Origin of the sequence: Nocardia blacklockiae, assembly GCF_015477355.1 — a bacterium.
Taxonomy (GTDB): domain Bacteria; phylum Actinomycetota; class Actinomycetes; order Mycobacteriales; family Mycobacteriaceae; genus Nocardia; species Nocardia blacklockiae.
The window spans coordinates 776,149-802,058 of sequence record NZ_JADLRJ010000001.1 but is presented as its reverse complement, the minus strand read 5'-3'; the positions used below and the strand labels follow the sequence as shown (position 1 = coordinate 802,058).

The following is a 25,910-nucleotide window of genomic DNA, read 5'->3' as shown; positions in this document are numbered from 1 at the left end:
TCGCCCCTGTCACGAAGCCCCTACTTCCGTCCCCTCGAGCACCGACCGCAGCCGGGCGACGACGTCCTCGCGCAGGTCGGCCGGCGCGAGGACCAGCGCGTCGGGGCCGAGCCCGGTGATCAAGCGCGCCAGCCAGTCCCGCGAGCGGACCGGGACCTCGACGATGGTGCCCGGCCGGCCGCCGAGCTCGCGTTCCTCCACGGCCGCGCCGAGACGCCGGACGTCCTGGCCGCGGCCTTCGGCGACCCACACCGTGGCGCTGCCCGTCACCTGCGCCGCCCCGGTCACCCGCGCGACGATGGTGCGCAGGTCCACGCCGTCGGGTTTGTGCACCGCGTTCTCCGGGCCGTAGGCGGTGACGTCGTCGCCGATGCGGGACAGGCGGAAGGTGCGGGTCGCGTCGCGGTCGCGGTCGTGCCCGACCAGATACCACCGGCCGTGATGGGTGACCACACCCCACGGCTCCACGTCGCGCATCAGATACGGCGCGTTGTGCGACATGCGGTGCTCGAAGCGGACCGCGCGCCCGGCGTCGATCGCCGAGAGCAGCCGGCCCAGCGCCGCCTCCGAGCCGCGGGTGCGCGCGGGCACCGCCGGGACCGAGGACAGCGTGGCGTCGGACTCCACGTGGATACCCGCCGCCCGCAACTTGAGCAGCGCGCCCTCCGCGGCGTTCGCAAGCTCCGGGGACTCCCACAGCTGCACGGCCACCGCGACCGCGGCGGCCTCCTCGCTGGTCAGATCGATGTCGGGGAGCTCGTAGGCGTCCCGGTTGATGCGATAGCCCTCCTGCGAGGAGTACCGGCTGACCTGGCCCACCTCCAGCGGGATGCCGAGATCGCGCAGTTCGTTCTTGTCGCGCTCGAACATCCGGCTGAACGCCTCGTCGCTGGCGGAGTCCTCGTATCCGGCGACACTGTCGCGGATCCGCTCCGCGGTCAGGAACTGCCGGGTCGACAACAGCGCGATGACCAGATTCATCAGCCGCTCGACCTTGGATATCGCCACGCGACACAGAGTAATCAACGTGCGCCGACGCATGCGCGTCGGCGCACGATTACGTCCCCGATTCGCCTACATCGAGGCGATCAAGCGGTCCACGCGCTCGTCCACCGAACGGAACGGGTCCTTGCACAGGACCGTGCGCTGGGCCTGGTCGTTCAGCTTCAGGTGGACCCAGTCGACGGTGAAGTCGCGGCCGGCCTCCTGGGCGGCGGTGATGAAATCGCCGCGCAGTTTGGCGCGGGTGGTCTGCGGCGGCGTGGTGACCGCGGCGTCGACCGCCTCGTCCTCGGTGACCCGCTTGGCCAGGCCCTTGCGCTGCAGCAGGTCGAACACGCCGCGGCCGCGCTTGATGTCGTGGTAGGCCAGGTCCAGCTGGGCGATCTTGGGATCGGACAGGTCCATGTTGTAGCGGTCCTGGTAGCGCTGGAACAGCTTGCGCTTGATCACCCAGTCGATCTCGGTGTCGACCTTCGCGAAATCCTGCGCCTCCACCGCGTCGAGGGTGCGGCCCCACAGGTCCACCACCGCGTCCACCTGCGGGTCGCGGTCGCGATTGCGCAGGTGCTCGACCGCGCGGGCGTAGTACTCGCGCTGGATGTCCAGGGCGCTGGCCTGGCGGCCACCGGCCAGGCGCACCGGGCGGCGGCCGGTCAGGTCGTGGCTCACCTCGCGGATGGCGCGAATCGGGTTGTCCAGCGCGAAATCGCGGAACGACACCCCGGCCTCGATCATCTCCAGCACCAGTGCCGCCGTGCCGACCTTCAGCATGGTGGTGGTCTCGGCCATGTTCGAGTCGCCGACGATGACGTGCAGGCGCCGGTACTTCTCGGCGTCGGCGTGCGGCTCGTCGCGAGTGTTGATGATCGGGCGCGAGCGCGTGGTCGCCGAGGACACCCCCTCCCAGATGTGCTCGGCGCGCTGCGACAGGCAGAACGTGGCCGCCTTCGGCGTCTGCAGCACCTTGCCGGCGCCGCAGATCAGCTGGCGGGTGACCAGGAACGGCAGCAGCACATCGGAAATCCGGGAGAACTCGCCGGCCCGCACGACCAGGAAGTTCTCGTGGCACCCGTAGGAGTTGCCGGCCGAGTCGGTGTTGTTCTTGAACAGGTAGATGTCGCCGCCGATGCCCTCCTCCGCCAAGCGCTGCTCGGCGTCGATCAGCAGCTCCTCCAGCACCCGCTCACCCGCTCGGTCGTGGGTGACCAGCTGCACCAGGGAGTCGCACTCGGCCGTGGCGTACTCCGGGTGGGAGCCGACGTCGAGGTACAGACGGGCACCGTTGCGGAGGAACACGTTCGAGCTACGGCCCCAGGACACCACCCGGCGGAACAGATACCGGGCCACCTCGTCGGGGCTCAACCGACGGTGTCCGTGGAACGTGCACGTCACCCCGAACTCGGTCTCGATCCCCATGATTCGTCGCTGCACACCATCGACATTACAGCCATGCCCAGCCCGAAACGGGGTGTCGCGCGGATGCGGATGCATACGGGTTCACAACAATTGCATCGGCGTCGCCTTCGGCGACGCGGGTTTGCGGTCCCTGGTGGCTCGGTTTTCGGGGGTCGCTGCTTGCTCCTTCGTCGCTTGCGCAGCGACCCCCGAAAACCGAGCCGGACCGCAAACCGGGGAGGTGAGCAAGGGGCGTAGATGCGAGATGCCCCCTGCATCCGTGGGAGGCAGGGGGCATGTCGTCGGTGCCGCTAGGCGTTGGAAGGGTCTCCGGCACTGGGGGTTTCGGGGCCGGAGTCCTTCGGTTCGGCCTTGCTCCCGCCCGCCTTCTCGTCGACGAGCAGGGCCTCCAGCTGGGGGCCCGCGATGCGGCGGAACGCCCGCCGCGGACGGGCCTGCTCGAGGGTCGCCACCTCGAGGGTTCCCACGCCGAGCACCCGCTTGTCCTTGTCGCCCTCGGGGGTGCCCTTCTGCAGCGCCTCCAGCGCCAGCTTGATGGCCGCGCGCAGGTCCAGGCCGGGCTGGTAGGTGTCCTTGAGCGCGCTGACGATCGGCTCGGTGTTGCCGCCCATCACCACGTAGTCGCGCTCGTCGACGATCGACCCGTCGAAGTTCACCCGGTACAGGACCGCGCTCTGCGCCTGCTCGGGATACCCGACCTCGCCGATGCAGATCTCCACCTCGAACGGCTTGAGCTGATCGGTGAAGATCGAACCGAGCAGGGACGCGAACATGTTCGCCAGCGCCCGGCCGGTCACATCCCGCCGGTCGTACTGGTAGCCGCGCAGGTCGGCCTGCAGAATGCCGTGCCGGCGCAGGTTCTCGAACTCGTTGTACTTCCCGACCGCGGCGAAACCCACCCGGTCGTAGAGCTCACTCACCTTGTGCAGCGTCGCCGAGGGGTTCTCGGCGACGAACAGCACACCCTTGTCGTACACCAACACCACGACACTGCGGCCCCGTGCGATGCCCTTGCGCGCGAGCTCGGTCTTGTCGCGCATGATCTGCTCGGCCGACGCGTAGTACGGCAGTGTCATGCTGTGGCGCTCCCTTCCCGATCGGACGCCGCCCGCCGCTCGACGATCGACCGCGCGATCTCCGCCAGCCGGTCGTCCGAAACCTCGTCCGCCCCTTCGGCGTTGATGGTCACCGCCGTGGGGAAGATGTTGCGCATCAGGTCGGGACCGCCGGTGGCGGTGTCGTCGTCGGACGCGTCCAGCAGCGACTCGACGGCGATCCGCAGTGCGTTCTCCTCGTCGATGTCGCGGTGGTAGGTCTTCTTCAGCGACGACTTGGCGAACATCGAGCCCGAGCCCACGGCGGTGTAGCCGAAGCGCTCCTCGCTGCGGCCGCCGACCACGTCGTAGGACACGATCCGCCCGGCCCGGTCCGGGTCGGTGGCCTCCAGGTCGTAGCCGACCAGGATGGGCACCACGGCCAAGCCCTGCAGGGCGGCGGGCAGGTTGTCGCGCACCATCTTCGACAGCTTGTTGGCCTTGCCGTCGAAGGTCAGCGGGACGCCCTCGATCTTCTCGTAATACTCCAGCTCCACGGCGAACAGCCGGATCATCTCCACCGCCACGCCCGCGGTGCCGGCGATGCCGGCCGCGGAGAACGTGTCGGTGATGTACACCTTCTCCATGTCGCGGCTGGCCAGCAGGTTGCCCTGGGTGGCCCGCCGGTCGCCCGCGATCAGCACGCCGCCGCGGTAGCTGACCGCGACGATGGTGGTGCCGTGCGGGGCGATATCCTGCGACGCCGCCCCACTCGGGGCGGCGCCCGCACGACCGAAACCGTTGCCGGGCAACAGATCCGGGGCATGCTCCCGCAGGTGTTCGGAGAAGGAGGACAGGGCGTACCCCGGTTGGAGCCGCAGGGGGTCACCTGGTGTCACTGGCCGCCTTTCTGAACATATGCGCGCACGAAGTCCTCCGCATTCTCCTCGAGCACATCATCGATCTCGTCGAGCAGGTCGTCGGTATCCTCCGCCAGCTTCTCGCGACGCTCCTGCCCCGCGGCCTCCGCGCCGACCGCATCGTCGTCCTCGTCGCCGCCACCGGCGCGCTTGGTCTGCTCTTGTGCCATAGCAGCCGACCTCCTCTGTACTGATATCGGCGAGCATCGGAGAAGATCCGATGCTCGTAGGTCAACACTACCCAGCGTCGGCGGCAACATGCCGGATTACATCGCAATGTGCCCCGCCCGCGACCGCGCGGCAGCCGGGTCAGGTGGTGAGTTGCTCGACCAGTTCCGCGGCGGTGTGCACACCGTCGAGCAGCTTGCCGACGTGCGACTTGGTGCCGCGGCGCGGTTCCAGGGTGGGAATGCGGACCAGGCTGTCGCCGCCGAGGTCGAAGATCACCGAATCCCAGCTGGCGGCCGCGATGTCGGCGCCGAAGCGGCGCAGGCACTCCCCGCGGAAGTAGGCGCGGGTGTCGGTCGGCGGGGCGGTCATGGCGTCGACGACCTGCTGCTCGGAGACCAGGCGCTGCATCGAGCCGCGCGCAACGAGGCGGTTGTACAGGCCCTTGTCCAGCCGGACGTCGGAGTACTGCAGGTCCATCAGGTGCAGTTTCGGCGCGGCCCAACCCAGGCCCTCGCGGCTGCGCATGCCCTCGAGCAGGCGCAGCTTCGCCGTCCAGTCCAGCAGGTCGGCGGTCTCCATCGGGTCGCGCTCGAGCAGGTCGAGCACGTGCGCCCACTTCTCCAGGATGTCGGTGACGCGGGCGTCGTCGGTGCCTTCGCGGCCGTGGAACTTCTCCGCCCGGTCCAGGTAGATCCGTTGCAACGCAAGGCCGGTCAGCTCGCGGCCGTCGGACAGCGCCACCGTGGCGCGCAGCGTCGGGTCGTGGCTGATGGTGTGCACGGCCGTGACCGGGCGGGCCAGCTGCAGGTCCGACAGGTCCTCCCCCGCCTCGATCAGGTCCAGCACCAGCGCGGTGGTGCCGACCTTGAGGTAGGTGGACCATTCGGCGAGGTTGGCGTCGCCGATGATGACGTGCAGGCGGCGGTATTTGTCGGCGTCGGCGTGCGGCTCGTCGCGGGTGTTGATGATGCCGCGCTTGAGCGTGGTCTCCAGGCCGACCTCGACCTCGATGTAGTCCGAGCGCTGCGACAGCTGGAAACCGGCCTGGTCGCCGGACTGCCCGAGGCCCACCCGCCCGGACCCCGACACCACCTGGCGGGACACGAAGAACGGGGTGAGGCCGACGATGATCTGATTGAACGGCGTGTCGCGGTTCATCAGGTAGTTCTCGTGGGTGCCGTAGGAGGCGCCCTTGCCGTCGACGTTGTTCTTGTACAGCTGCATGCGGGGCGCGTTCGGCACGCTGGAGGCGTAGCGGGCGGCGGCCTCCATGACGCGTTCACCCGCCTTGTCCCAGATGACCGCGTCCAGCGGGTCGGTCACCTCGGGCGCGGAGTACTCGGGGTGGGCGTGGTCGACGTAGAGCCGGGCGCCGTTGGTGAGGATCATGTTGGCCGCGCCGACCTCGTCGGCGTCGATCACGGGGGCGGGTCCGTTGAGCCGGCCCAGATCGAAACCGCGAGCGTCGCGCAGCGGGGATTCCACCTCGTAGTCCCAGCGGGTGCGCTTGGCGCGCGGCACGCCCTCGGCCGCCGCGTACGCCAGCACCGCCTGGGTGGAGGTGAGAATCGGGTTGGCCGACGGCTCGGTAGGCGTGGAGATGCCGTACTCGACCTCGATTCCGATGATGCGCTGCATGACTCGAGCCTAGGCGACCGGCGGACGCTCGGGGTGATCCCGGTGCCCGTCCGGCCCGGCCGGATCGGTCGCGAGGAGGACGCCGGAGTCCTCCGAAGGGCGGACGACCAGGGCAATACAGTCGTATGAGAATGGTCGGCATGACCGAATCGCTCGCCCGGGCCGACACGCCCGGCTCCGATCTCGCCGCAGCCCGCCCCGCCCGCCTGCCGGCGCTGGACGTGCTGCGCGGCATCGCCATCCTGGGCACGCTGGGCACCAACGTCTGGATCCTCACCGATCCCGAGGGAATCATCGGCTACCTGAAGGATCTAGGCGGCCCCGAGGGCGCGTGGGGCTGGACGGAGCGGGTGCTGCAGCAGCTGGCGCAGGGCAAGTTCCTCGGGCTGCTCACCGTCATGTTCGGCATCGGCCTGGCCATTCAGCAGCGCTCGGCGGTGCGGGGCGGGCGCGCCTGGCCGGGGAAGTATCCGTGGCGGGCCGCGCTGCTGCTGCTCGACGGGCTGCTGAACTTCCTGTTCGTCGCGGAGTTCGACGTGCTGATGGGCTACGCGGTCACCGGCGCGGTGGTGGCGTTTGCGCTCGCCACCGGGCCGCGGGCGCAGCGGCGCTGGCTGTACGGCGCGGCCGGGGTGCACCTGGTCCTGCTGACACTGATCGGTGTGCTGATGGCCGTTGCGGCGCAACCGGATTCGGGTGCGCGGCAGCCGCTGGATCCGAATCCGTATGCCGACGGGTCGTTCTGGGACCTGGTGCTGTTCCGGGTGGAGAACGCCGGGATGTTCCGGATGGAGCCGCTGTTCGTGTTCCCGATGTCGGTGGCGTTGTTCCTGCTCGGCGCCAGGCTGTTTCGGGCGGGGCTGTTCGAACCCGCGGGCGCGCCGCTCCGGCGGCGCTTGATGATTCTCGGGTTCGGCGTCGCCGCGCCGCTGGATCTGGTGCTGGGCGTGTGGAACGGGGATTTCGTGCTGTTCACCCGGTACGGGACCGCGCCGCTGGTGTCGCTGGGCATTCTCGCCGCGGTCGCGCGGTTCTATGTCGGGCGCTCGCGCACCGGGTTCGCGGGCAGGCGCTTCGCCGAGGTCGGGCGGATGGCGCTGAGCTGCTACATCCTGCAGAACCTGGTGGCGTCGGCGCTGTGCTACGGCTGGGGGCTCGGGCTCGCCGCGCGGGTCTCCCCCGACGCCCGTGTGCCGTTCACCGTGGCGGTGTATCTCGGGGTGTGCGCGGTGATGCTGGTGTTCGCGCACGTGTGGTTGCGGCGGTTCGAGCGGGGGCCGGTGGAGTGGTTGTGGCACAACAGTTATCGGGTGCTCGCGCGGGAGCGGGCGGCGTAACCGGGGCACCTCGATTCCGGTCTCGTCAGGCGTGCGAAGCCGAGATGTCACCCCGCTGTGCGATCATCGCTCGTGTTCGCTTCCGGTGACTCCCGGGTCTGCTCGGGCGGTTCGGGAAGCGGGCGGGCGCTCGGTATCGGTCGGAACGTCGTCAGCAACGGGGGTATACGCAGTGTCGATGCCGCATACGGGGTCGAGGCCGGGCACGCCGCCCGAGGCCGTGCCGGAGCCTTCGGCACCACCGGAGCGGGGCGGGGCCACGTACCGGCCCGCGCCGCGCTTGTCGTCGACGTATGTGCTGGCCGGATTACTGGCGCTCGGCTTCGTCTTCGCGGGGCCGATCGGCGGGTGGTTCGATGCCGAGGCGACATGGGGCACGGGCGCAACGGTTTTCACCGGCGTGTTCGTGCAGGCCGTGCCGTTCCTCGTGCTCGGCGTGGTGATCAGCGGGGGCATCGCGGCGTTCGTGTCGCCGGATCTGCTGCGGAAACTGCTGCCGCGCAACGAGACCGCGGCCATCGGCGTGGCCGGGCTGGCCGGGATCGCGCTGCCGGGCTGCGAGTGCGGGGCGGTGCCGGTGTCGCGGCGGCTGATGGACCAGGGCGCGCCCGGCGCCGCGGCTTTCGCGTTCCTGCTCTCCGCGCCCGCGGTCAATCCCGTCGTGCTGATCGCGACGGCCGTGGCGTTCCCCGGCGAGCCCGGGATGGTGGCGGCGCGGTTCGCCGGTTCGCTGGCCACGGCGCTGGTCATGGGTTTCCTGTGGGCGCGGTTCGGGCGGCCGGAATGGTTCACCGCGCGGCCGCACGGGCACGAGCACTGGACGCCCGGGCGCTCGCGGTGGCAGGTGTTCACCGAGGCCGCGCGGCACGACTTCCTGCAAGCCGCAGCGTTTCTCGTGGTCGGCGCCGCCGCGGCGGCCGCCCTGCACGTGCTCGTCCCGGCCGACTGGTATCGCCACCTCGGCGGGCAGCTCGCGGTGTCGATCCTGGTGCTCGCGGTGCTGGCGGTGGTGCTGGCGCTGTGTTCGGAGGCCGACGCGTTCGTCGCGGCGAGCATGTCCGGGCTGCCGCTGCTGCCGCGCCTGGTCTTCCTGGTGGTGGGCCCGGCGGTCGACGTGAAACTGTTCGCGATGCAGGCGGGCACGTTCGGGCGGCGCTTCGCCCTGCGGTTCGCGCCGATGACCTTCGCCGTGGCCACCGCGTGCGGCGCGCTGGCCGGTCTGCTCTTCGTGGGGGCGCGATGAACCGGGTGACACAGAATTTCGTGCTGCTGCTGATCGGCGGCGCGGTGACGAAGATCGCGCTGGACGACACCTACCTGCGCTACGTCAAACCCGGCCTGCAGCCGTACCTGATCGCCAGCGGCGTGGCGCTGACCCTGCTGGCGCTCGTCGCCATCGGGCGCGACATCCGGACCGGTTGGGCCGCGGCCGATTCCGACCACCAGCACACCGGCCGCCCGCAGTGGCTGCTGCTGGCGCCGATCGCGGCCCTGCTGATCGTCGTGCCGCCCGCCCTCGGCGCGGGATCGGTGCAGTCCGGCAGCACCGCACAGGCCAGCGTCGGCACTCCCGCGAGCACCGACGACGGCAAGTTCCCCTTCGGACCGCTCCCCGCGGGCGACGCCCCGACGCTGCGCATGTACGACCTGATCGACCGCGCCTCCTACGATTCGAGCGGCGAACTCGACCGCCGCGAGATCACCGTGCTGGGCTTCATCGTCCGCACCGAGAACGACGGCGCGCCGCGCACCGACGGCACCAGCGGCGGCGTCGACCTCGGCCGCCTGGTCATCACCTGCTGCGTCGCCGACGCCCAGCTCCTGCGCGTCCATCTGGCCGGGGTCATCGATCCCCCGCCGGACGACACCTGGGTCTCGGTGCGCGGCAAGGTGGAACCGAACAGCGCCCGGCCCGAGACACAGATGACGCCCACCCTGCACGTCACCGAGATGCACCCCGTCGCGACGCCCGCCCGCGTCTACGGCTGAGCCCCACAGCATTTACGAGAGAGCCCCGACACGCTGCCCGCAGCCACCGCGACGGCACCCGGTGCCGACAGCGCCCGGCGGGTCCGCGCCCTAGGTCCGCTTCGCGTGCACCGTGCCGATGCGGCCGTCGGCGTCGAATTCGACCGTGCCGAAGATGTCCGGACCGGTGAAGGTGAGGTGGCGGCGGGTCGCGTCGAGCGTGGCGGTCAGGCCGCGGCGGCGCAGGTAGCTGCGCACCGCGCGGCGGTGGTCGGACAGGCCGACACCGGTGGCACCCCGGGTCAGGATCTCGGCGATCCGGGCCGGTTCCGGTTGCGGCAGCCGGAATTCCGGGTGCTCGACGAGGAACGCCGCGCGGGCGCCCGCCTCCCCCACCACCGCGGTGTACCCCATCCAGTGGCCGGTGATGATCTTCGCGGCCTCCATCAGCACGCCGACGACCTGCGCCGGCTCCGGCCGCGTCCCCGACACCGTGGCGAACGGCAACTCGGCCGACGCCAGCTCGTTGATCCGGTGCTGAACCCCGAAGTACCGCACCGCTTTCGCGACCGCGGTCACCGGCTCCGGGAACCCCAGCGGGTTCGCCCACGACCACAGCCACGACTCCGCCTCCGGGGCCGCGGTGCCCAGCAGATGCACCTCCGTGCACGCGAACGTCGCCTCGGCGGCGACGAATTCGAACCGCCCGCCCGCCAGATCGCAGCGCCAGGAGTGCTCTCCGAGCAGATCGGTGAGATGCATCTGGTGCTCCAGCGAGAGCAGGGCGGCATCGTCGAGCAGGTCGATCAGGGTCGGTGTTGCGAGCACCGCTGCGACATTAGTGAAACCGACCGTCACGCACCACAGATGCGTCCGGCGGCGCTCACGAAACCTGCTGCACGCGCGGCGCTTCCGCCCGCTCCAGCAGCTCGGAGACCATGGTGTCGCGCTGCAGCGGAACACCCAGGCTGCGCGCGTTGCCCTCGAAGATGGCCAGCACCGAGGCCGAGACGATGCCCACCACCTGCTCGGAGGCGAGCGAACTCGCGGCATCCGCGCGCCAGCCGTTGACCACCCCGTCGACGAAGCCGATGATGCCCAGCGCCATCGGCCGCGCCCGGTCGGTCTCGATCCCGAATCGCGAGAGCGTGGTGGCGAACAGGTCCGACAGCTGACCCCCGATCCGGTCGCGGGCGCCGGCCAGCGCCGACGACGAATCACCCTGCGGCGCACCGCCGGCCAGGAATCGGTGCAGGCGCGGGTGCCGGTCCACCCAGCCGACGTAGGTGCCGACCGCCCCGCGCACGGCGTCCTTGAGCGTGCCGTCCGCCCGCAGCGTCGGCATCAGCTCCGCCAGCAGCGACTCCAGGATGCGGCGGCGGATCTGCTCGTCGAGGTCGGCGCGGCCGTCGAAGTGGCGGTAGACCACCGGGCGCGGCAGCCGCAGCCGGTCGGCGATCTGCTGCACCGACACCTCGACGCCGTGCTCCTCGATCACCGCGATCGCCGCGTCGAGCACCTCGGCGCGACGCTGCTGCTTGTGGCCGTGCCAGCGCGTGCTGCGGCCGTCGACGGCCGCGCCCGTCCGGCGCGATCCGGACTTTCCGCTGGTCTCGGTCACACCGCCACGATACTCGCCGCCCTATTGACCGATACATGGTGTCTCACTAATCTGAGTGTTACAGCCTGTATCGGTAATCGAGCATTGGGAGAGCTGTCATGGACAACGATGTCGTGCGGCGCCCGCGCGTCCCCGGGTCGCGGCGCACGCCGCCGGAGGCCGCGCGCGGGACCGCCGCGCTGCCCGCGGAGTCCTTCGCGCAACGCCTGCTCACCGGATCGGTGCGCAAGTCCTACGATCCGGTGGTCGACCTGGACTGGGACGCGTCGCTGGATCCGGAGAAGTTGTTCCTGCCGCCGGAGGTGGTGTCGCTCTACGGCACCGCGCTGTGGGAGTCGATGACGCCGGAACAGCGCCGCGAGCTGTCGCGGCAGGAGCTGGCGAACGTGCTGTCGGTCGGCATCTGGTTCGAGAACCTGCTGAACCGGCTGCTGTTGCGCGAGTTGATGAACGGCGACCCCACCACCCGGCACTCGCACTACACGCTCACCGAGATGGGCGACGAGTGCCGGCACATGATGATGTTCGGCAAGCTCATCGACCGTATCGAGGCGCGGCCCTACTGGCCGCGGCGGCCCGCGCGCCTGGCCATCTCGGGATTGCAGCTGTTCCTGCGCGGCTCGATGACGTGGGTCGGCGCGCTGGTCGGCGAGGAGATCTTCGACGCCCTGCAGCGCCGCACCCTCGACGATCCCGAGTTGCAGCCGCTGGTCTCGCGGGTGATGCGCATCCACGTCACCGAGGAGGCCCGTCACATCGGCTTCGCGCGGGACGCGCTGGCGCGGCGGGTCCCGGCCATGTCGCGGGCCGAACTCGCCTACACGCGGCTGTGTGTCGCGGTGGCCGCGCCGCTGTTCGTGCATCTGATGACCAACCGGCACATGTACGAGCGGGCGGGCCTGGACGGCCGGGCGGCGCGGCGGGTGGCGCGCGCGAACCCGCATGCCAAGCGCGCGCTGGGCAGCGGCGCGGCGAATCTCGGTGCGTTCCTGGACAAGCAGGGGCTGATCGGGCCGGCCGGGCAGTGGCTGTGGCGGCGGCAGGGGCTGCTGTGACGGCCGAGATCGTGGTCGTCGGCGCGGGGCTCGCCGGTCTCGCGATGGCGGCCGAGCTGCGGCGGGCCGGGATCGCGGACTTCGCGGTGCTGGGCGAGGCACAGGGTGCGGCTCTCGACTTCGACGAGGAGGCCGATCGCTGGACCGTCCGCACCGCCGACGGACGCGGGCTGCGGCCGCGGCTGGTCGTGGTGACGGCGGGGTCGCCGCACGACCCGGCGCGGTTCGCCGGGTTGCACATCACGGGGACGCGCGGCCTGTCGCTGCGGGACGCATGGAGTGCGCGGCCCTCGGCGTTTCTCGGTGTGGCGGTGCACGGGTTCCCGAATCTGTTTCTCGTCGCGGGGCCGAATTCGCCGGTGGGACAAGGGCGGACGGGGCCGGTGCTCGAGGCGCAAGCGCGGTACATCCGGCAGGGCGTGCAGCTGCTGCGCCGCAGTGCCGCCGATCGCATCGAGGTGCGGTCGGCGACCCAGCACGAGTTCGAGCGGCGCGTTCGTGCGAGACGGCTTGGTGCGCAGAGCGTTTCGAATCAACGTAGCGAGGAGACGGTCGGCTGGCCAGGGTCGTCCGCGTCCTACCGGCGTGCCGTGCGCCGTCTCGATCCACGGCATTTCGATCTGACCGTTGCCTCGGAACGCGTTGCGGCCTACGAGTATTCGGGTCCCGCGCTGCTGGACGCGCCGGGTGCGGAGGTCCCGGTGACGGTGACGCTGAACGGTCATCCCGATCCGATCGACGGCCGGTACCACTGGTACGGGCGGGTTTCGGCGGCGGACGGGTCGGAGCTGCCGGATCCGGGTCGCGGGCACGTGCACCTCACGCTGCCGGGCGGCACTCCCGCGGCGGCGACGCTGCAGGAGCGCGACCCGTGGGGCAACCTGCGCATCACCGGGGTCGGCGCGCCGCCGTTCCCGCTGGAGTCCGCGGCCGCGCACTGAAGCGGCCGGGCTCATGTCGCCCGTGCCGCCGGAAATCCTTCTACCGCAACGCAACTCGGTGCGCACGGGGAGCGGCGGACCGCTGAGGGATCCCCGTGCGCACCGATGTCTCCGGGCCGCTAGGCGGGCACCTTGTCCAGGAAGCCGTGGACCTGTGCGATGCGGCCCCCGTCCAGGGCGATCACGTCGAAGCCCACCACCAGGGCCTCGCCGCCGGGAGCGCCGAGATTCCAGGTGAACCGGGCGATGCCGTGGTGGCCGTCCACCCGGTCGCCCAGGGTGAACCGCAGGCCCGCGAACTGCTGCTGGGCGCCGGCGATCACCTGGTCGATCGCGTCGAGCCCCGTCACCGACGCCAGCGGGTCGGTGTAGGTGGCGTCCGGGGTGTAGACCTCCGCGAGCAGGGCGCGCCGCTTGTCCGCGTCCTGCTCGTTCCACGCGTCGATGTAGCGCTGGGCGATGGTCCGGTAGTCGTTGCTGTCGTATTCGCTCATGACACCAGCATCTTCGAGCGGGCGGGCGAAGTCGATTACGCGTCAGGTAATGCCGGGGCTACCCGAACACGCTGCGGGACAACGGTCCTCGCGTCACAGCACCGACTTCAGCGTCTGTTCGTCGCGGGCGACGACCGCGTGCCCGTCGGGCGTGGCGATGATCGGCCGCTGGATGAGCTTCGGGTGCAGCGCCAGCGTCTCGATCCAGTGCTCGCGGTCGGCGGGCGTGCGCGCCCACCCGGCGATTCCGAGTTCCTTCGCCTCGTCCTCGCCGGTGCGGGTGATGTCCCACGGCTCCAGCCCGAGCTTGTCCAGCACCGCGCGCAGCTCGTCGGCACTCGGCGGATCCTCCAGATACCGCCGCTCGGTGTAGGCGACCCCCGCCGCGTCCAGCGCCGACTTCGCCGCCCGGCTCTTCGAACACCGCGGATTGTGCCAGAACTCCATCTCCTCAGCCATCCCCGAACCATACCGACCAGTGCAACGGAGCTACACGTACTCCCTGCCCGTCACCCCGGCTACGACCACCGCCGAGCAGGCACCCGCGCCCCCTCCGCACTGCTCGTCGAGACAGCGGATGCAGTACGAGGCCCGAGGGCAAACAGCACCGACGACGTGCCCGCGGAGTTGGCGGCCACCAGCGCGGTGAGCAAGAAACCGGCATGGGCCACAGAAGTGCAGGCGGGCGCGGGAAGCGCAGCAGGTACGGGCGCGGGCCCGGCCGTCGAAGGACGGCCGAGCCCGCGGGCAGTGCGTGTATTCGGTTGTGGGGCAGGCTATCCGCGGCGGCGGGAACCGCCGCCGGTGCGGGAGAAGCCAGCCAGGCCGCCGGTGCTGCCCGCCGGGGCGGCGTTGCCGGTGCCGGTGCGAGAGCGGGATGTGCCGCGGGCACCGGTGGACGCACCCGTGCGGTCCGCGGTGCGGTTTCCCGTGTGGTCGGTGCCGCCGTGGCGAGTGCCGGGCTGGCGGTCGGTCTTGCCGCCGCCCGGGCCGTGGCTCACCGAGGTGCGGCGCGAATGGCGTTGCGGCGCATTGTCGGTGCGGGTGTGGCCGGACGCGGCGTCGCCCGCACCGGCGGGTGCGCCGTTGCGGCGGCCGGACGAGGCGCCGTCGCCGTGGCGGCGGCCGGTGGGTGCGCTGTCGCCGCGGCGGAATTCGCCTCTCGCCTCCGCCCTCCGGCCGCCGTTCGCCGGAGCGCCGCGACGGCCGCGGCGGGCGGGTGAGTCACCGCCGCGGCCGCGGGGCTGGGTGTCGCGGCGAGCGGGGTCGGGTTGCGGCGCGGGCGGGGCGGCGGTCACCAGCGGGGCGATGTCGCCGACCAGTTCCGCGACGGGGGCCGAGTCGGCCGTGACGCGTTGCGGCCGTACGGAAATGGTGGCCTTGCGCATCAGCGCCGCCATGTCCTTGCGCTGTTCGGGCAGCACGATGGTGACCACGTCGCCGGCGCTGCCCGCGCGGGCGGTGCGGCCCGAGCGGTGCAGGTATGCCTTGTGCTCGGCGGGCGGGTCTACGTGCACGACCAGTTCGACGTCGTCGACGTGCACGCCGCGCGCGGCGACGTCCGTGGCGACCAGCACCTTCGCGTCGCCGGAGGCGAAGACCGCGAGGTTGCGGTCCCGCGCCGCCTGGGCGAGGTTGCCGTGCAGGTCGACGGCGGGGATGCCGGCGGCGGTCAGCGTCTTGGCGAGGCGGCGCGCCTGGTGCTTGGTGCGCATGAACAGGATCCGGCGGCCGGTCCCGGAGGCCAGCTTCTGCACGAGGTCCTTCTTGACGTCCTGGCTGCCCACCTCGAACACGTGGTGGGTCATGGCGGCGACCGGCGAGTTGGTCTCGTCCACCGAGTGCAGCACGGCCTTCGGCAGGAACCGCTTGACCAGCTTGTCGACTCCGTTGTCGAGGGTCGCCGAGAACAGCAGCCGCTGCCCGTGCGCCGGGGTGGCAGCGAGGATGCGGGTGACGCCCGGCAGGAAGCCGAGGTCGGCCATGTGGTCGGCCTCGTCGATCACGGTGATCTCGACGGCGTCGAGGCTGACCAGCCCCTGGCCCATCAGGTCCTCGAGCCGCCCCGGGCAGGCCACGACGATGTCGACACCGGCCTGCAGCGCCCGGACCTGCCGATGCTGCGAGACGCCGCCGAAGACGGTCGTGACACGCATCGAGTAGGGCAGCACGAGCGGCTCCAGCGCCGCCGCGATCTGGGTGGCCAGCTCTCTGGTCGGCGCGAGGATCAGCCCGCGCGGCCGGTTCGCGCTGCGGTGGCCGCCGGCCAGCCGCGCGACGGTCGGAATCGAGAAGGCCAGGGTCTTGCCGCTGCCGGTCTTGCCGCGGCCGAGCACGTCGCGCCCGGCGAGGGTGTCGGGCAGGGTGTCCGCCTGGATCGGGAAGGGTGTCGCGATGCCGGCCCGTTCGAGGGCGCGGACCAGCGGGTCGCGCACGCCGAGCGCGGCGAAGGACGGGGACCGGTCGGTCGAGCCGTCGGCAGGCAGGGATGAATTCACGGTTGTTGCAGTGTCTTTCGGACATGGGCGCCCGCGTCGCGCAGTGGAACGAGATCCGCGCCGGGGCACTCGGGTGGCGAAATTGCCGATGGGCAATATCGGTATCGCCGCAAGGAAAGCCGGTGCCACACAGCTGGGGGCTGGTGCGTAGGGATAGCAATCTACGACGCCGGGTGTGAGTCACACCCTCCGAAGAGTGTAGCTCGAGTATTGCCGGAACTACGACCGGGTGTAGTCATCATCACCGTGCGCGTGTCGCGGCATGGTACATCCGACGCGATCTTGTTTCACGTGAAACCTTTGTGCCACAACGGTTTTCGGCGAAAACAGGTGCCGAACGGGCGGCCCGCGGGCAACGTGGCGGACCGTGCGGCCGAAGGCCGTGACGGGTTCCAGAGGTTACACGGCGCGGGCGGACGCGGGCGGAGACACGCCTGGCGAGTCTCGCAATCGGCTCCCGGGGCCGCCTCACACGTCGAAGTAGAGCTCGAACTCGAACGGGTGCGGGCGGACGTTGATCTCGGCGATCTCGGAGTCGCGCTTGAGCCGGATCCAGGTGTCGATGAGGTCGCCGGTGAACACGCCGCCCTGGGTCAGGTATTCGTGGTCGGCCTCCAGCCGATCGATGACCGCGGCCAGGCTCGGTGGCGTCTGCACGACCTCCGCGGACTCCTCCGGGGTCAGTTCGTAGAGGTCCTTGTCGATCGGGACCGCCGGCTCGATCTTGTTCATGATGCCGTCCAGCCCGGCCATCATCATCGCCGCGAACGACAGATAGGGATTGCCGGAGGAATCCGGGCAGCGGAATTCCAGGCGTTTGGCGGCGGCGCTGGTCCCCGTCACCGGAATGCGGACCGCGGCGGACCGATTGCGCTGGCTGTACACCAGGTTCACCGGCGCCTCGAAGCCCGGCACCAGCCGCTTGTAGGAATTGACCGTCGGATTCGTGAAGGCCAGCAGCGACGGCGCGTGGTGCAGCAGGCCGCCGATGTAGTGCCGCGCCAGATCCGATAATCCGGCGTAGCCCGCCTCGTCGTAGAACAGCGGTGACCCGTCCTTCCAAAGCGATTGGTGCACATGCATTCCCGAGCCGTTGTCGCCGAACAGCGGCTTGGGCATAAAGGTGACCGTCTTGCCGTGTTCCCAGGCGGTGTTCTTGACGATGTACTTGTACAGTTGCAGATCGTCGGCCGCGGCCAGCAGCGTGTTGAACCGGTAATTGATCTCGGCCTGCCCGGCGGTGCCGACCTCGTGGTGCCCCTTCTCCAATTCCAGGCCCGCCCGCTGCAGCTTCGTGCACATGGCGTCGCGCAGGTCCACGTCGTGGTCGTAGGGGGCGACCGGGAAGTACCCGCCCTTGGCGCGGATCTTGTAGCCGCGGTTCACACTGCCGTCCGGATCGTATTTCTCGCCGGTGTTCCAGTCCGCCGACGCCGAATCCACCTCGTAGAACGAGCCGTTCATGGTGGTGTCGTAGCGCACGGCGTCGAAGATGTAGAACTCCGCCTCGGGCCCGAAATAGGCGGTGTCGGCGAGGCCGGTGCTGCGCAGATATTCCTCGGCCTTGCGCGCGACATTGCGCGGGTCGCGGCTGTAGGCCGCCCGGGTGTGCGGGTCGTGGACGAAACAATTGACGTTCAGAGTCTTGGCGGCGCGGAACGGATCGAGCCGGCAGGTGCGCAGGTCGGGCAGCAGCAGCATGTCGGATTCGTGGATCTGCTGGAATCCGCGCACCGACGAGCCGTCGAAGGCCAGCCCCTCCTCGACCAGTTCGGGGCCGAACATGGTGGCCGGGATCGAGAAATGCTGTTCCACCCCCGGCACATCGCAGAATCGCACGTCGACGTACTCGACGCGCTGGGCCCGGATGAATTCGGCTACGCCGTCGGCGGTGGGGGTGATCACCGGTAACTCCTCTCCTCGTCGCCCGTCCACCATACGGCGTCGCCGACTCGCTCGAGCGCGAATCACGCTGTGTAACAAGATCATTGGCGATTCTGGGCACACCCGGCCGACGCCGGTTCGTGCACAGTGCACAAGGCCCTCGTAAGGCGGCTGCCCGATTGCCGGTACCGCCGCGTACCGGCGGCACGGTCTGCTGGAGGCGACACCGCGGTCGGGTGACCGCGACCTTCGTGAGCCAGAGGTGGGTTGTGAGTTCATCGACGGCGGCCGCCGCGCCGCGCACCCTGTGCGAGGCGTTCCAGCGCAATGTGGCCCGCCATCCCGAGGCCGTGGCCATCCGCACCCGCGGCGACGGCGTGCGAATCACGTGGCGCGAGTACGGATCCCGGGTGCGCGCGCTCGCCACCGGGCTGGCCGCGCTCGGCGTCGGACGCGGCGGGACCGTCGCGCTGATGCTCACCAACCGGCCCGAATTCCACCTGTGCGACACCGCCGTGCTGCACACCGGGGCGACCCCGTTCTCGGTGTACAACACCAACCCGCCGGACCTGCTGGCGTATCAGTTCGGCAATGCCGGGAGCCGCGTGGTGATCTGCGAGCGGCAGTTCGCGCCCGCGGTGCTCGACGCCGTGGAGCGGGCGCGGGCGCGGGGTCACCGCGTGGAGCACGTCGTCTGCGTCGACGGCACGCCGCCCGGAACCCGCGCCCTGGCCGAGGTGGAGAACACCCCCGCCCCCGGATTCGACTTCGAAACGTCTTGGCGCGCAGTGTCTCCCGAGGACCTGCTGACGATCGTGTACACCTCCGGCACGACCGGCCGCCCGAAGGGCGTAGAGCTCACCCACACCAATTTCCTGGAGAACGCCCGCGTTGTCGACGAGTTCGGCGGCGGCGGCGTCGAGGACCGAGTGGTGTCGTACCTGCCCGACGCCCACGCTGCCAATCGCTGGTTCGCCCACTATCTCAATCTGCTCGAGGGCAGCGCGATCACCACCGTGCCCGACCTGAAACAGGTCCCCGAGGCGCTGCTCGAGGTTCGGCCCACGGTGTTCCTCGGGGTGCCGCGCGTGTGGGTGAAAGTCAAAGCGGCCCTGGAGGATCGGCTCGCGGCCGAGAACCCGGTGCGGCGGGCGCTGGCGCGCCGGGCGATCGCGGCGGGCCGGGCCCACGCGCGGGCAATCTCCGACGGCCGCGCGCCGACACCCCTGGAGACCGTGCGCTATCGCCTCGCCGACCGGCTCGTGCTGTCCACCCTGCGCGCCCGGCTCGGCCTGGACCGGGTGCGCATCGCGGTGACGGGCGCGGCGCGGATCCCCCGCGACACCCACGAATTCTTCCTCGGCCTGGGCCTGCCGCTGTGCGAGGGCTACGGCCTGACCGAATGCACCGCCGGCGCCACCGTGACCCGCCCCGGGCGCATCCGGATGGGCACCGTCGGCACCCCGCTGCCCGGCGCCGAGATCAGGATCGCCGACGACGGCGAGGTGCTGATCCGCGGCGCGATGGTGATGCGCGGCTACCGCGGCGACCCCGAGGGCACCGCCGCGGCGATCGACGCGGACGGCTGGCTGCACACCGGCGACATCGGCGTCCTGGACCCCGACGGATGCCTGCGCATCGTCGACCGCAAGAAGGAACTCATCATCAACGCGGCCGGGAAGAACATGTCCCCCACCACGATCGAGAACGCGGTCACCGAGCACACGCCGCTGGCCGGCGCGGTCGCGGTCATCGGCGAGGGCCGCCCCTACAACACGGCGCTGATCTGCCTGGACCCGGACCTGTCCGCCGCCTTCGCCGCGCGCCACGGCCTACCCGCCGACACCGCCGCGCTGGCCCGGGAACCGCGCGTGCGCGCCGCGCTCGAGGCGGGCGTGGCCGCGGCCAACGCCACGCTGTCGCGGGTCGAGCAGATCAAGCGGTTCGCCGTCCTGCCGGAGATCTGGCAGCCCGGCGGCGAGTGCCTGACACCCACCGGCAAGCTGCGGCGCAAGCCGATCGCGGCGGCCTATGCCGATACGATCGAAGCCCTGTACGCCCCGTGACCAGGACGGAGGAAGCCGTGGAGTCGCCCACCCGGGACCGCGCCCTGGCCGCCCTGTCCCGGCGCGCGGGCGCGCTGATGCGGGAGTTCTCCGATTCGATCCCGCCGTATCGCAGCATCCCGCGCTCGCTGGTCATGCCCGGCTGGGAGCGCGGCGCGAAGCTGAACATCGAGCTGTTCTTCGACTTCCTGCGGCACGGGCAGCCACCCGGACCGGACGACACCCGCGAGCTGGTGGAGCTGGCCGTGGATCGTGTCCGCGACGGCGAACCCCTCGAAGAGGTGCTGGGCAGATACCGCGAGGGCGCGGAGTTCCTCTACGACCGGCTCTGCGCGGCGACCGCGGGCGCCGAGCGCGAACTGCTCGCCGACGCGGCGCTGCCGCTGCTGCGCTACGTGACGCTGGTGGTCGAGCGCATCGCCGCCGCGTGCGTGCGGCGCGCCCACGACCCGCGCTGGGAACTGCTCGAACGCCGCCGCACCCTGGCCGACGCGCTGCTCACCGGGCGCGACCCGGTGGAATGGGCCGACGAACCGGTGATCGCGGTCCCGGAGGCGTTCCTGGTCGCGGTGTTCCGGCTCGGCACCGGCGGCCGCCCCGGCGCGGGCACCAGCGAACTGCGGCACCGCATCGAAGCCGTGCCCGGCGTGTTCCTGCGCCTGGACAGCGGCGGCTGGACCGCGCTGGTGCCGCTGCCGCCCGGCGACGACGGCACCGCCGCGAGCGCGAGCCTGGCCGCCCGGCTGCCGTCGCGCGCGGCCGGGCAGCCGCCGCCGTGCTGGGTCGGCGTCGGGACCGCCCGCACGCGCGCCGCGGTCCCGGCGGTCTTCGCCGAGGCCCGCACGCTCGCGGAACTGGGCCGCTGCCTGGACCGCCCGGAACCGCTCTGCCGCCGCGCGGAGCTGCAATTCGAGTACCTCGTGGCTTCGGGCGTCGCCGCGCGACCGGGTCTGGCGACGGTGCTGGCCCCGCTCGACACCCAGCCGCTGCTGGCCGAGACCCTCGAGGTGTTCGTCGACAGCGGGTTCAATCAGCTGGCCACCGCCCGCCAGCTGTCGATCCACCGCAACACCGTCACCTATCGGCTCGCGCGGGTGCACGAACTGACCGGACTGGACCCGCACCGGCCCACCGACGCCATGACCCTGTCCGCGGCGCGGATCGCCCGCCGGCTCGAACTCGCCGCTTTCGCCCCGTAGTGCCCGCGTTTCCGGCGTAAAGATTCGGCGAAGCCCACGTGAATTCCGGCTCTCGCGCAAGCGACGAATCCTGTGAGTGCAACTTCGCGCGCGATATATGACATGTCATAACAAGAGCATGGGATGTTTCTGACCGAAATTAACCAGACGATTGCCGACCCTTTTCGAAGGACCACTTCTTTACGGTGATCGAGTTCACGCACGCATCCCCTGGTCGAATGTCCTAGAGTCGTCGGCATTCCGGCGAACGACGAGGTCACCGGTAAATTCACACAACCGAAGCACGCCGCCGAACGCGTGCCGACATTTCCCGCGTCGAACCGGAAAACCGCTTCCGTTCGAAATTTTCTGACACATCGGATGAGGGATGTTCATGGAATTCGTCGAACTGGCCGATTATCCGCTGCGCACCGGCCGTGTCACGGAATGGCAGGCCGCCGCGGACACCCACTGGGCGGACTGGCCGCGCGACGCCCGCGCGGTCTCCCACAACCACGAGCACCATTTGCGAGAAGCGCTCGAGCACAACCGGATCCGCGCGCACCGGCACTGCTGGCTCGGGTGCGTGGTGCGCATCGACGGTCCGCTGGACCGCCGCGCCTGGGGTGCCGCGCTGACGGCCTGGTTCGCCCGGCACGAGTTGCTGCGCAGCCACGTCGCGATCGAGGGCGGGCGGACCGCCCGCTACACGCTGCCGCCCGGCCGGGTCCGGGTGCGGGCCGCCGACGCCGGGCGCCCGGCGTCGGCGATGTCGGCCTACCGCCTCGTGCAGCAGCTGCTCGACGAGCGCACCTCGCCCCTGGACTGGCCGTCGCACGTGTGCGTCACCGTCGAGGACCGCGACTCGTTCACCGCGGTGGTCGCCGCCGACCACGCTGTGATGGACGGGTACTCGACCACCACGATCGGCGGCGAACTGCGCGAGCTCTACGACGCCGCGCGCGTCGGGGACCGGCCCGCGCCGACGCCGGTCGCGAGCTATCTCGACTTCTGCGAGGTGCAGCGCAGTCGCGCCGACGCCGCCGGACCCGAGCATCCCGCTGCCGCGCTCTGGCGTGAATTCCTCGCGGGCGCAACGGGTCACGAGGCGGTGCCGGGCGATTTCGCCGCCGCCGGGCGACGGCCCGTGCTCCCGGCGGCGGCCGTCCCGCACGCGGCTCCCCAGCGCACCCTGGCGATCGAGGTGCTCGACGCCGCGGCCGCCGACCGCGCCGCCGCGCACGCGCGCGCACAGGGACAGAGCCTGGCCGCGGTGCTGCCGGCCGCCTTCGCCGCCGCGCACGCCGAACTCACCGGCGGCCGCGAGTTCCGCGCCGTGCTGCCCCTGCACACCCGCGACGAACCGCGCTGGGCCGACAGCCTGGGCTGGTTCGTCGGCCTCGCACCGTACCGGGTCGATTGCGCGGCAAGCGGTCTGGCCGAACTCGTCGGGCCGTCCGGCGCCGAGCTGTGCCGGGTCCGCGCCGCCGCCACGGTGCCCTTCGGGCGCGTGTGCGAACTCCTGGACATCCGGCCGCGGGTCTCACTCATGGTGTCCTACATGGACATTCGCGCGACGCCGGGCGCGCCGGACTGGCCCGGTTCGGACACCCGGTGGCTGCGTAGCCGCACCCGTTCGGCCGACGAGTTCTTCTACTGGTTCCTGCGCACGCCGGACGGGGTGACGCTGAATCTGCGCTACCCCGGCACCGCGCGCGCCACCCGGGCCGTGCACCGCCACGCGCTGCGGGTGCGGCGGCTGCTGGCCGACTACGCCCGCGACGGCGACGCCCCGCTGCACCGCACCGACCCGCCCGCCACCCACACCTTCGGACAAGGAGCGTCGACATGGAGATGATCCACCTCACCGACTGGCTGCCCAAGCCCGGCGAACTGCTCGAATTCCGGCCCACGCCCGCGGCGGTCGCGGCGGCCGCGGCGGCCCCGGTCTCCCCGGAACCGCCGTCGTTCATCCAGGAGTTCCACCTCCGGTACTGGCAGCGCCGACGCCGCGACAGCACGCCCGCCGACCTCGGCCGCGACGTGCGCTCCGAACTGTCGATGTGCTTCAGCATCGCCACCCCGCTCGACCGCGCGGCACTGCGCCTGGCGGTCACCGACTTCCTGCGCCGCCACGACAGCCTGCGCTGCCGGTTCGACGACAGCGGCGCCACGCTCACCCGCCACGTCGTCGCGCCCGAGGCCGTCGAGGTCGAGACGACGGCCCTGGGCGTCTACTCCTCCGGCGAGGCGCTGCGCGATCGGCTCGCCGCACGCTTCCGGGCGCCCGACCCGGCCGCCTGGCCCGCCTTCGCGTGCGGCGCGATCGACCACGGCGACGACGGCTTCACCGTGTATCTCAGTCTCGACCACGCCTTCTCCGACGGCGCCTCGCTGATCTCGGCCATCGCCGAGTTGTACGGGCTCTACACCGGCCACGCCGCGGGCGCGTCGCCCGTGCTGCCGCCGGCGGCCGACTACGGCGAGTACGCCCGCCGCGAACGCGACACCGTCGACGCGCGGCCACCGGAACTCGAACGGCTGGCCCGCCTGCTCGCCGACAACGCCGACCACATCCGGCCCACGCCGTGGGACCTGGGCCTCGCGCCCGGCGAGTTCGGCGCCAGCACCGGCCTGCGGTTCGACCTGCTCACCGGCGCGCAGTGCGAGGCGTTCGGCACCGCCTGCGCGGCCGCCGGGGGTTCGTTCACCGCCGGCCTCTACTCCGCGATCGCCTTGACCGAACTCGACATCGCCGGGCGCACAAGCTATCTGGGCCTGAACGTGCTCGGCACCCGCACCGATCCCCGGTTCCAGTTCACGCAGGGCTGGTTCGTCAATCTGCTGCCCGTGGCGTTCGAGGTGGGACGGACCGCGCGGTTCACCGATCTCGCCGGACGCGCCCGGTCCGCGCTGCACGACATCAAATCGCTCACCGGCATCCCGCTGCTCGCCGCGCTGCCCCGCGCGGCCGAACTCGCCGGGCGCGAACTGCCGCCGGTCCGCGACTGGCCCTGGGTGTCGTACATGGACATGCGGCCGGTCTCGGGTGACCTGCTCGAACGGTCGATGCCCGGCCTGCACGGCATTCGCGGGCTCGGCTCGTCCTCGCGGATCGGGCAGCCCTCGCCGCTGTGGTTCAACCGCGAGGCCGAGCGCGTGCACGTCGCGGTGATGTTCCCGGACACCGAGCGGGCGCACGACTCGGTCACCGCCTATCTCGAGCGATTGCGCACGGTGCTGCGCGCGGTCGCCGAGACCGGCGAATTCACCACCGCGGCACCGGGTTCCGAGGTGCCGTGATGCGCCTGGCGTTCCTCGATCAGCTCGCGATGGCGCCCGGGACGCTGCTCGAGTGGGCGGTGTCGGCCGAACCCGGCCCGGCACCGGATCCGGCGCCGCCCACCTCGAATCAGCGGCTGCATCTCACCGCCGACCGCCCGACCTCGTGGCTGGCCGCCACCTTCGACGTACCCGGTCCCGTCGACGCGGCGGCGCTGCGGGCCGCGTTCGCCGCCTGGCTGCCGCGCCACGACGCGCTGCACTGCTGCTTCACCCCGCCCGCCGAATCCGGCGAGACGGTCCTGAAGCTGGTGTCCGACAACGATATCCGGCTCACGCCCCGGCCGCCGCGGCCGGCCGAGTCGGAGCGGGAGCTGCGGCGGGTGCTCGGCGCGCGCCTGGACGCGGCCTGCGCGCCGTTCACCTTCCCGCCGTACTTCCTCGGCGCGGTCAGCCGGCCCGGCGTCTCGACGATCGTCTGCGGATTCGACCACGCCGTGTGCGACGCGTGGTCGATCACCCTCGCCGTCACCGAACTCGACGGGCTGTACCGGACCGCCTGCGACGACGGGCCGGACGCCCTGCCCGCCGCCGTCGCGGCGCTGCCCGAGGCCGGCAGTTTCCTGTGCTACTCCACCCGCGAGGCGGCCGCTCCGACCGCGGCCGCGCGGGCACTGCTGCACGAGTGGCAGGAGTTCCTGCACGCCGCCGGTGACGATCTCCCCCACTTCCCCCTCGATCTCGGCGTGCCCCCGGGCGCGCTCGCACCGCCGGGCGGGGACGTGCGCACCGTGCTCACCCGGGACGCCGTCGCCGCGCTGCACCGCGGCGCCCGCGCGCAGGGCCACTCGGTGTTCGCGGTCGTGCTGGCGGCCGTCGCGCACGCCGTCGCAAAACTGGGCGGCGGCGCGCACACCGATCTGGTGTTCCCGGTGCACACCCGCCGGGAACCGCGGCACCACAACACCTTCGGCTGGCTGGTGGCCAACGCGCCCGCCCGCATCCACGCCGACGCGGACCCGGCGGCCGCGGTCGCGCGCGCCGCCGCGGCCGTCCGTGCCGGGCAGCGGCTGGCGCGCCTGCCCGCCGTCACGGTCGTCGAGTCGATGGGATCGGACCTGCGACGGCGTCGGCACGGCCTGTTCAGCGTGTCCTACACCGACTACCGCCACCTGCCCGGCGGGTCGCGCAGTGAGTTCGGGCGCACCCTCCCCCGGGAGGCGACCCAGCTCAGCCGCGCCCTGCCCGTCGACGACGTGCAGTTGTGGTTCGCCCGCACCGACGACGGACTGTCGCTGCGGACCCGGTTCCCCGACACCACGCTCGGGCGCGAGGTGGTCACCGAATTCCTCCGCGTACTCACCGATCTCGTACGAACGGCCGCACGCGGCTAGGGCAACAGCGC

General features: G+C 71.3%; 22 protein-coding genes. 10 read left to right on the top strand and 12 right to left on the bottom strand.

Annotated features, from left to right (window positions below; genetic code table 11):
* Window positions 1–9: 9 nt before the first annotated feature.
* From IU476_RS03525 to dop, 6 genes are all read right to left on the bottom strand, one after another.
* Window positions 10–1,008: a helix-turn-helix transcriptional regulator gene (locus IU476_RS03525; protein WP_195096409.1), complete on the bottom strand. Its 999-nt coding sequence runs from the start codon at window positions 1,006–1,008 to the stop codon at window positions 10–12.
* Window positions 1,009–1,074: 66 nt separating this feature from the next.
* The gene (gene pafA, locus IU476_RS03520; protein WP_195096408.1) at window positions 1,075–2,433 is read right to left on the bottom strand and encodes a Pup--protein ligase; all 1,359 of its coding nucleotides are present in this window, start codon (window positions 2,431–2,433) and stop codon (window positions 1,075–1,077) included.
* A gap of 275 nt (window positions 2,434–2,708) precedes the next feature.
* Complete coding sequence (prcA, locus tag IU476_RS03515) at window positions 2,709–3,494, bottom strand: proteasome subunit alpha (protein WP_195096402.1); 786 nt, start codon at window positions 3,492–3,494, stop codon at window positions 2,709–2,711.
* Window positions 3,491–4,372: a proteasome subunit beta gene (gene prcB / locus IU476_RS03510; protein WP_195097431.1), complete on the bottom strand. Its 882-nt coding sequence runs from the start codon at window positions 4,370–4,372 to the stop codon at window positions 3,491–3,493. The genes prcA and prcB overlap by 4 nt, the downstream gene beginning before the upstream one ends.
* Entirely contained in the window at window positions 4,348–4,542 is a 195-nt protein-coding gene (locus IU476_RS03505; RefSeq protein WP_195096390.1) for a ubiquitin-like protein Pup, read from the bottom strand. The genes prcB and IU476_RS03505 overlap by 25 nt, the downstream gene beginning before the upstream one ends.
* Before the next feature lie 139 nt (window positions 4,543–4,681).
* Entirely contained in the window at window positions 4,682–6,181 is a 1,500-nt protein-coding gene (gene dop, locus IU476_RS03500) for a depupylase/deamidase Dop (protein WP_195096386.1), read from the bottom strand.
* Between the two features lie 140 nt (window positions 6,182–6,321).
* Here dop and IU476_RS03495 point away from each other — a divergent pair, with 140 nt between their 5' ends.
* From IU476_RS03495 to IU476_RS03485, 3 genes are all read left to right on the top strand, one after another.
* Window positions 6,322–7,518, top strand: coding sequence for a DUF418 domain-containing protein (locus tag IU476_RS03495; RefSeq protein ID WP_195096382.1), 1,197 nt, complete (start codon window positions 6,322–6,324; stop codon window positions 7,516–7,518).
* A gap of 178 nt (window positions 7,519–7,696) precedes the next feature.
* Window positions 7,697–8,761 (top strand): permease, encoded by a 1,065-nt coding sequence (locus IU476_RS03490; protein ID WP_228822981.1) that lies wholly within the window; start codon window positions 7,697–7,699, stop codon window positions 8,759–8,761.
* A 5-nt stretch (window positions 8,762–8,766) separates the two neighbouring features.
* Entirely contained in the window at window positions 8,767–9,507 is a 741-nt protein-coding gene (locus IU476_RS03485; RefSeq protein ID WP_438943963.1) for a TIGR03943 family putative permease subunit, read from the top strand.
* A 90-nt stretch (window positions 9,508–9,597) separates the two neighbouring features.
* Here the strand turns inward: IU476_RS03485 and IU476_RS03480 are convergent, their stop codons facing one another.
* A complete protein-coding gene (locus tag IU476_RS03480; RefSeq protein ID WP_195096378.1) occupies window positions 9,598–10,314 on the bottom strand; it encodes a DUF6882 domain-containing protein in 717 nt (238 codons plus the stop codon).
* A gap of 55 nt (window positions 10,315–10,369) precedes the next feature.
* On the bottom strand, window positions 10,370–11,107 hold the full coding sequence (locus IU476_RS03475; protein WP_195096376.1) for a TetR/AcrR family transcriptional regulator: 738 nt from the start codon (window positions 11,105–11,107) through the stop codon (window positions 10,370–10,372).
* 98 nt (window positions 11,108–11,205) lie between these two features.
* Between IU476_RS03475 and IU476_RS03470 the strand changes: the two genes are divergently transcribed.
* Window positions 11,206–12,162 carry an AurF N-oxygenase family protein gene (locus tag IU476_RS03470; protein WP_195096374.1) on the top strand — a complete coding sequence of 319 codons (957 nt, stop codon included), beginning with the start codon at window positions 11,206–11,208 and terminating at the stop codon, window positions 12,160–12,162.
* Window positions 12,159–13,103, top strand: a complete 945-nt coding sequence (locus tag IU476_RS03465; RefSeq protein WP_324193841.1) for a DUF4873 domain-containing protein — start codon at window positions 12,159–12,161, stop codon at window positions 13,101–13,103. Before IU476_RS03470 ends, IU476_RS03465 begins: the two co-directional genes overlap by 4 nt.
* Window positions 13,104–13,222: 119 nt before the next feature.
* Here the strand turns inward: IU476_RS03465 and IU476_RS03460 are convergent, their stop codons facing one another.
* From IU476_RS03460 to glnA, 4 genes are all read right to left on the bottom strand, one after another.
* Window positions 13,223–13,597 carry a nuclear transport factor 2 family protein gene (locus IU476_RS03460; protein WP_195096372.1) on the bottom strand — a complete coding sequence of 125 codons (375 nt, stop codon included), beginning with the start codon at window positions 13,595–13,597 and terminating at the stop codon, window positions 13,223–13,225.
* Between the two features lie 93 nt (window positions 13,598–13,690).
* On the bottom strand, window positions 13,691–14,056 hold the full coding sequence (locus tag IU476_RS03455; protein WP_228822980.1) for an arsenate reductase family protein: 366 nt from the start codon (window positions 14,054–14,056) through the stop codon (window positions 13,691–13,693).
* Between the two features lie 317 nt (window positions 14,057–14,373).
* Entirely contained in the window at window positions 14,374–16,095 is a 1,722-nt protein-coding gene (locus IU476_RS03450; RefSeq protein ID WP_324193840.1) for a DEAD/DEAH box helicase, read from the bottom strand.
* A gap of 468 nt (window positions 16,096–16,563) precedes the next feature.
* The gene (gene glnA / locus IU476_RS03445; protein ID WP_228822979.1) at window positions 16,564–18,033 is read right to left on the bottom strand and encodes a type I glutamate--ammonia ligase; all 1,470 of its coding nucleotides are present in this window, start codon (window positions 18,031–18,033) and stop codon (window positions 16,564–16,566) included.
* Window positions 18,034–18,248: 215 nt separating this feature from the next.
* Here glnA and IU476_RS03440 point away from each other — a divergent pair, with 215 nt between their 5' ends.
* The 5 genes from IU476_RS03440 (at window position 18,249) to IU476_RS03420 (ending at window position 25,899) form a co-directional block, all read left to right on the top strand.
* Window positions 18,249–20,045, top strand: coding sequence for an AMP-dependent synthetase/ligase (locus tag IU476_RS03440; RefSeq protein ID WP_195096367.1), 1,797 nt, complete (start codon window positions 18,249–18,251; stop codon window positions 20,043–20,045).
* A gap of 17 nt (window positions 20,046–20,062) precedes the next feature.
* The gene (locus tag IU476_RS03435; RefSeq protein WP_195096364.1) at window positions 20,063–21,244 is read left to right on the top strand and encodes a PucR family transcriptional regulator; all 1,182 of its coding nucleotides are present in this window, start codon (window positions 20,063–20,065) and stop codon (window positions 21,242–21,244) included.
* Between the two features lie 373 nt (window positions 21,245–21,617).
* Window positions 21,618–23,081, top strand: coding sequence for a condensation domain-containing protein (locus IU476_RS03430; RefSeq protein WP_195096362.1), 1,464 nt, complete (start codon window positions 21,618–21,620; stop codon window positions 23,079–23,081).
* Window positions 23,072–24,526, top strand: a complete 1,455-nt coding sequence (locus tag IU476_RS03425; RefSeq protein WP_195096360.1) for a condensation domain-containing protein — start codon at window positions 23,072–23,074, stop codon at window positions 24,524–24,526. The genes IU476_RS03430 and IU476_RS03425 overlap by 10 nt, the downstream gene beginning before the upstream one ends.
* On the top strand, window positions 24,526–25,899 hold the full coding sequence (locus IU476_RS03420) for a condensation domain-containing protein (RefSeq protein ID WP_195096358.1): 1,374 nt from the start codon (window positions 24,526–24,528) through the stop codon (window positions 25,897–25,899). The genes IU476_RS03425 and IU476_RS03420 overlap by 1 nt, the downstream gene beginning before the upstream one ends.
* Window positions 25,900–25,910: the final 11 nt, after the last annotated feature.

Bases quoted from the DNA above. Each gene is read 5' to 3' on its own strand.
- prcA (WP_195096402.1), bottom strand. From the start codon at position 3,494: ATGACACTGCCGTACTACGCGTCGGCCGAGCAGATCATGCGCGACAAG.
- IU476_RS03505 (WP_195096390.1), bottom strand. From the start codon at position 4,542: ATGGCACAAGAGCAGACCAAGCGCGCCGGTGGCGGCGACGAGGACGAC.
- dop (WP_195096386.1), bottom strand. From the start codon at position 6,181: ATGCAGCGCATCATCGGAATCGAGGTCGAGTACGGCATCTCCACGCCT.
- IU476_RS03495 (WP_195096382.1), top strand. From the start codon at position 6,322: ATGACCGAATCGCTCGCCCGGGCCGACACGCCCGGCTCCGATCTCGCC.
- IU476_RS03490 (WP_228822981.1), top strand. From the start codon at position 7,697: ATGCCGCATACGGGGTCGAGGCCGGGCACGCCGCCCGAGGCCGTGCCG.
- IU476_RS03470 (WP_195096374.1), top strand. From the start codon at position 11,206: ATGGACAACGATGTCGTGCGGCGCCCGCGCGTCCCCGGGTCGCGGCGC.
- IU476_RS03460 (WP_195096372.1), bottom strand. From the start codon at position 13,597: ATGAGCGAATACGACAGCAACGACTACCGGACCATCGCCCAGCGCTAC.
- IU476_RS03455 (WP_228822980.1), bottom strand. From the start codon at position 14,056: ATGGCTGAGGAGATGGAGTTCTGGCACAATCCGCGGTGTTCGAAGAGC.
- glnA (WP_228822979.1), bottom strand. From the start codon at position 18,033: ATGGTGGACGGGCGACGAGGAGAGGAGTTACCGGTGATCACCCCCACC.
- IU476_RS03430 (WP_195096362.1), top strand. From the start codon at position 21,618: ATGGAATTCGTCGAACTGGCCGATTATCCGCTGCGCACCGGCCGTGTC.
- IU476_RS03425 (WP_195096360.1), top strand. From the start codon at position 23,072: ATGGAGATGATCCACCTCACCGACTGGCTGCCCAAGCCCGGCGAACTG.
- IU476_RS03420 (WP_195096358.1), top strand. From the start codon at position 24,526: ATGCGCCTGGCGTTCCTCGATCAGCTCGCGATGGCGCCCGGGACGCTG.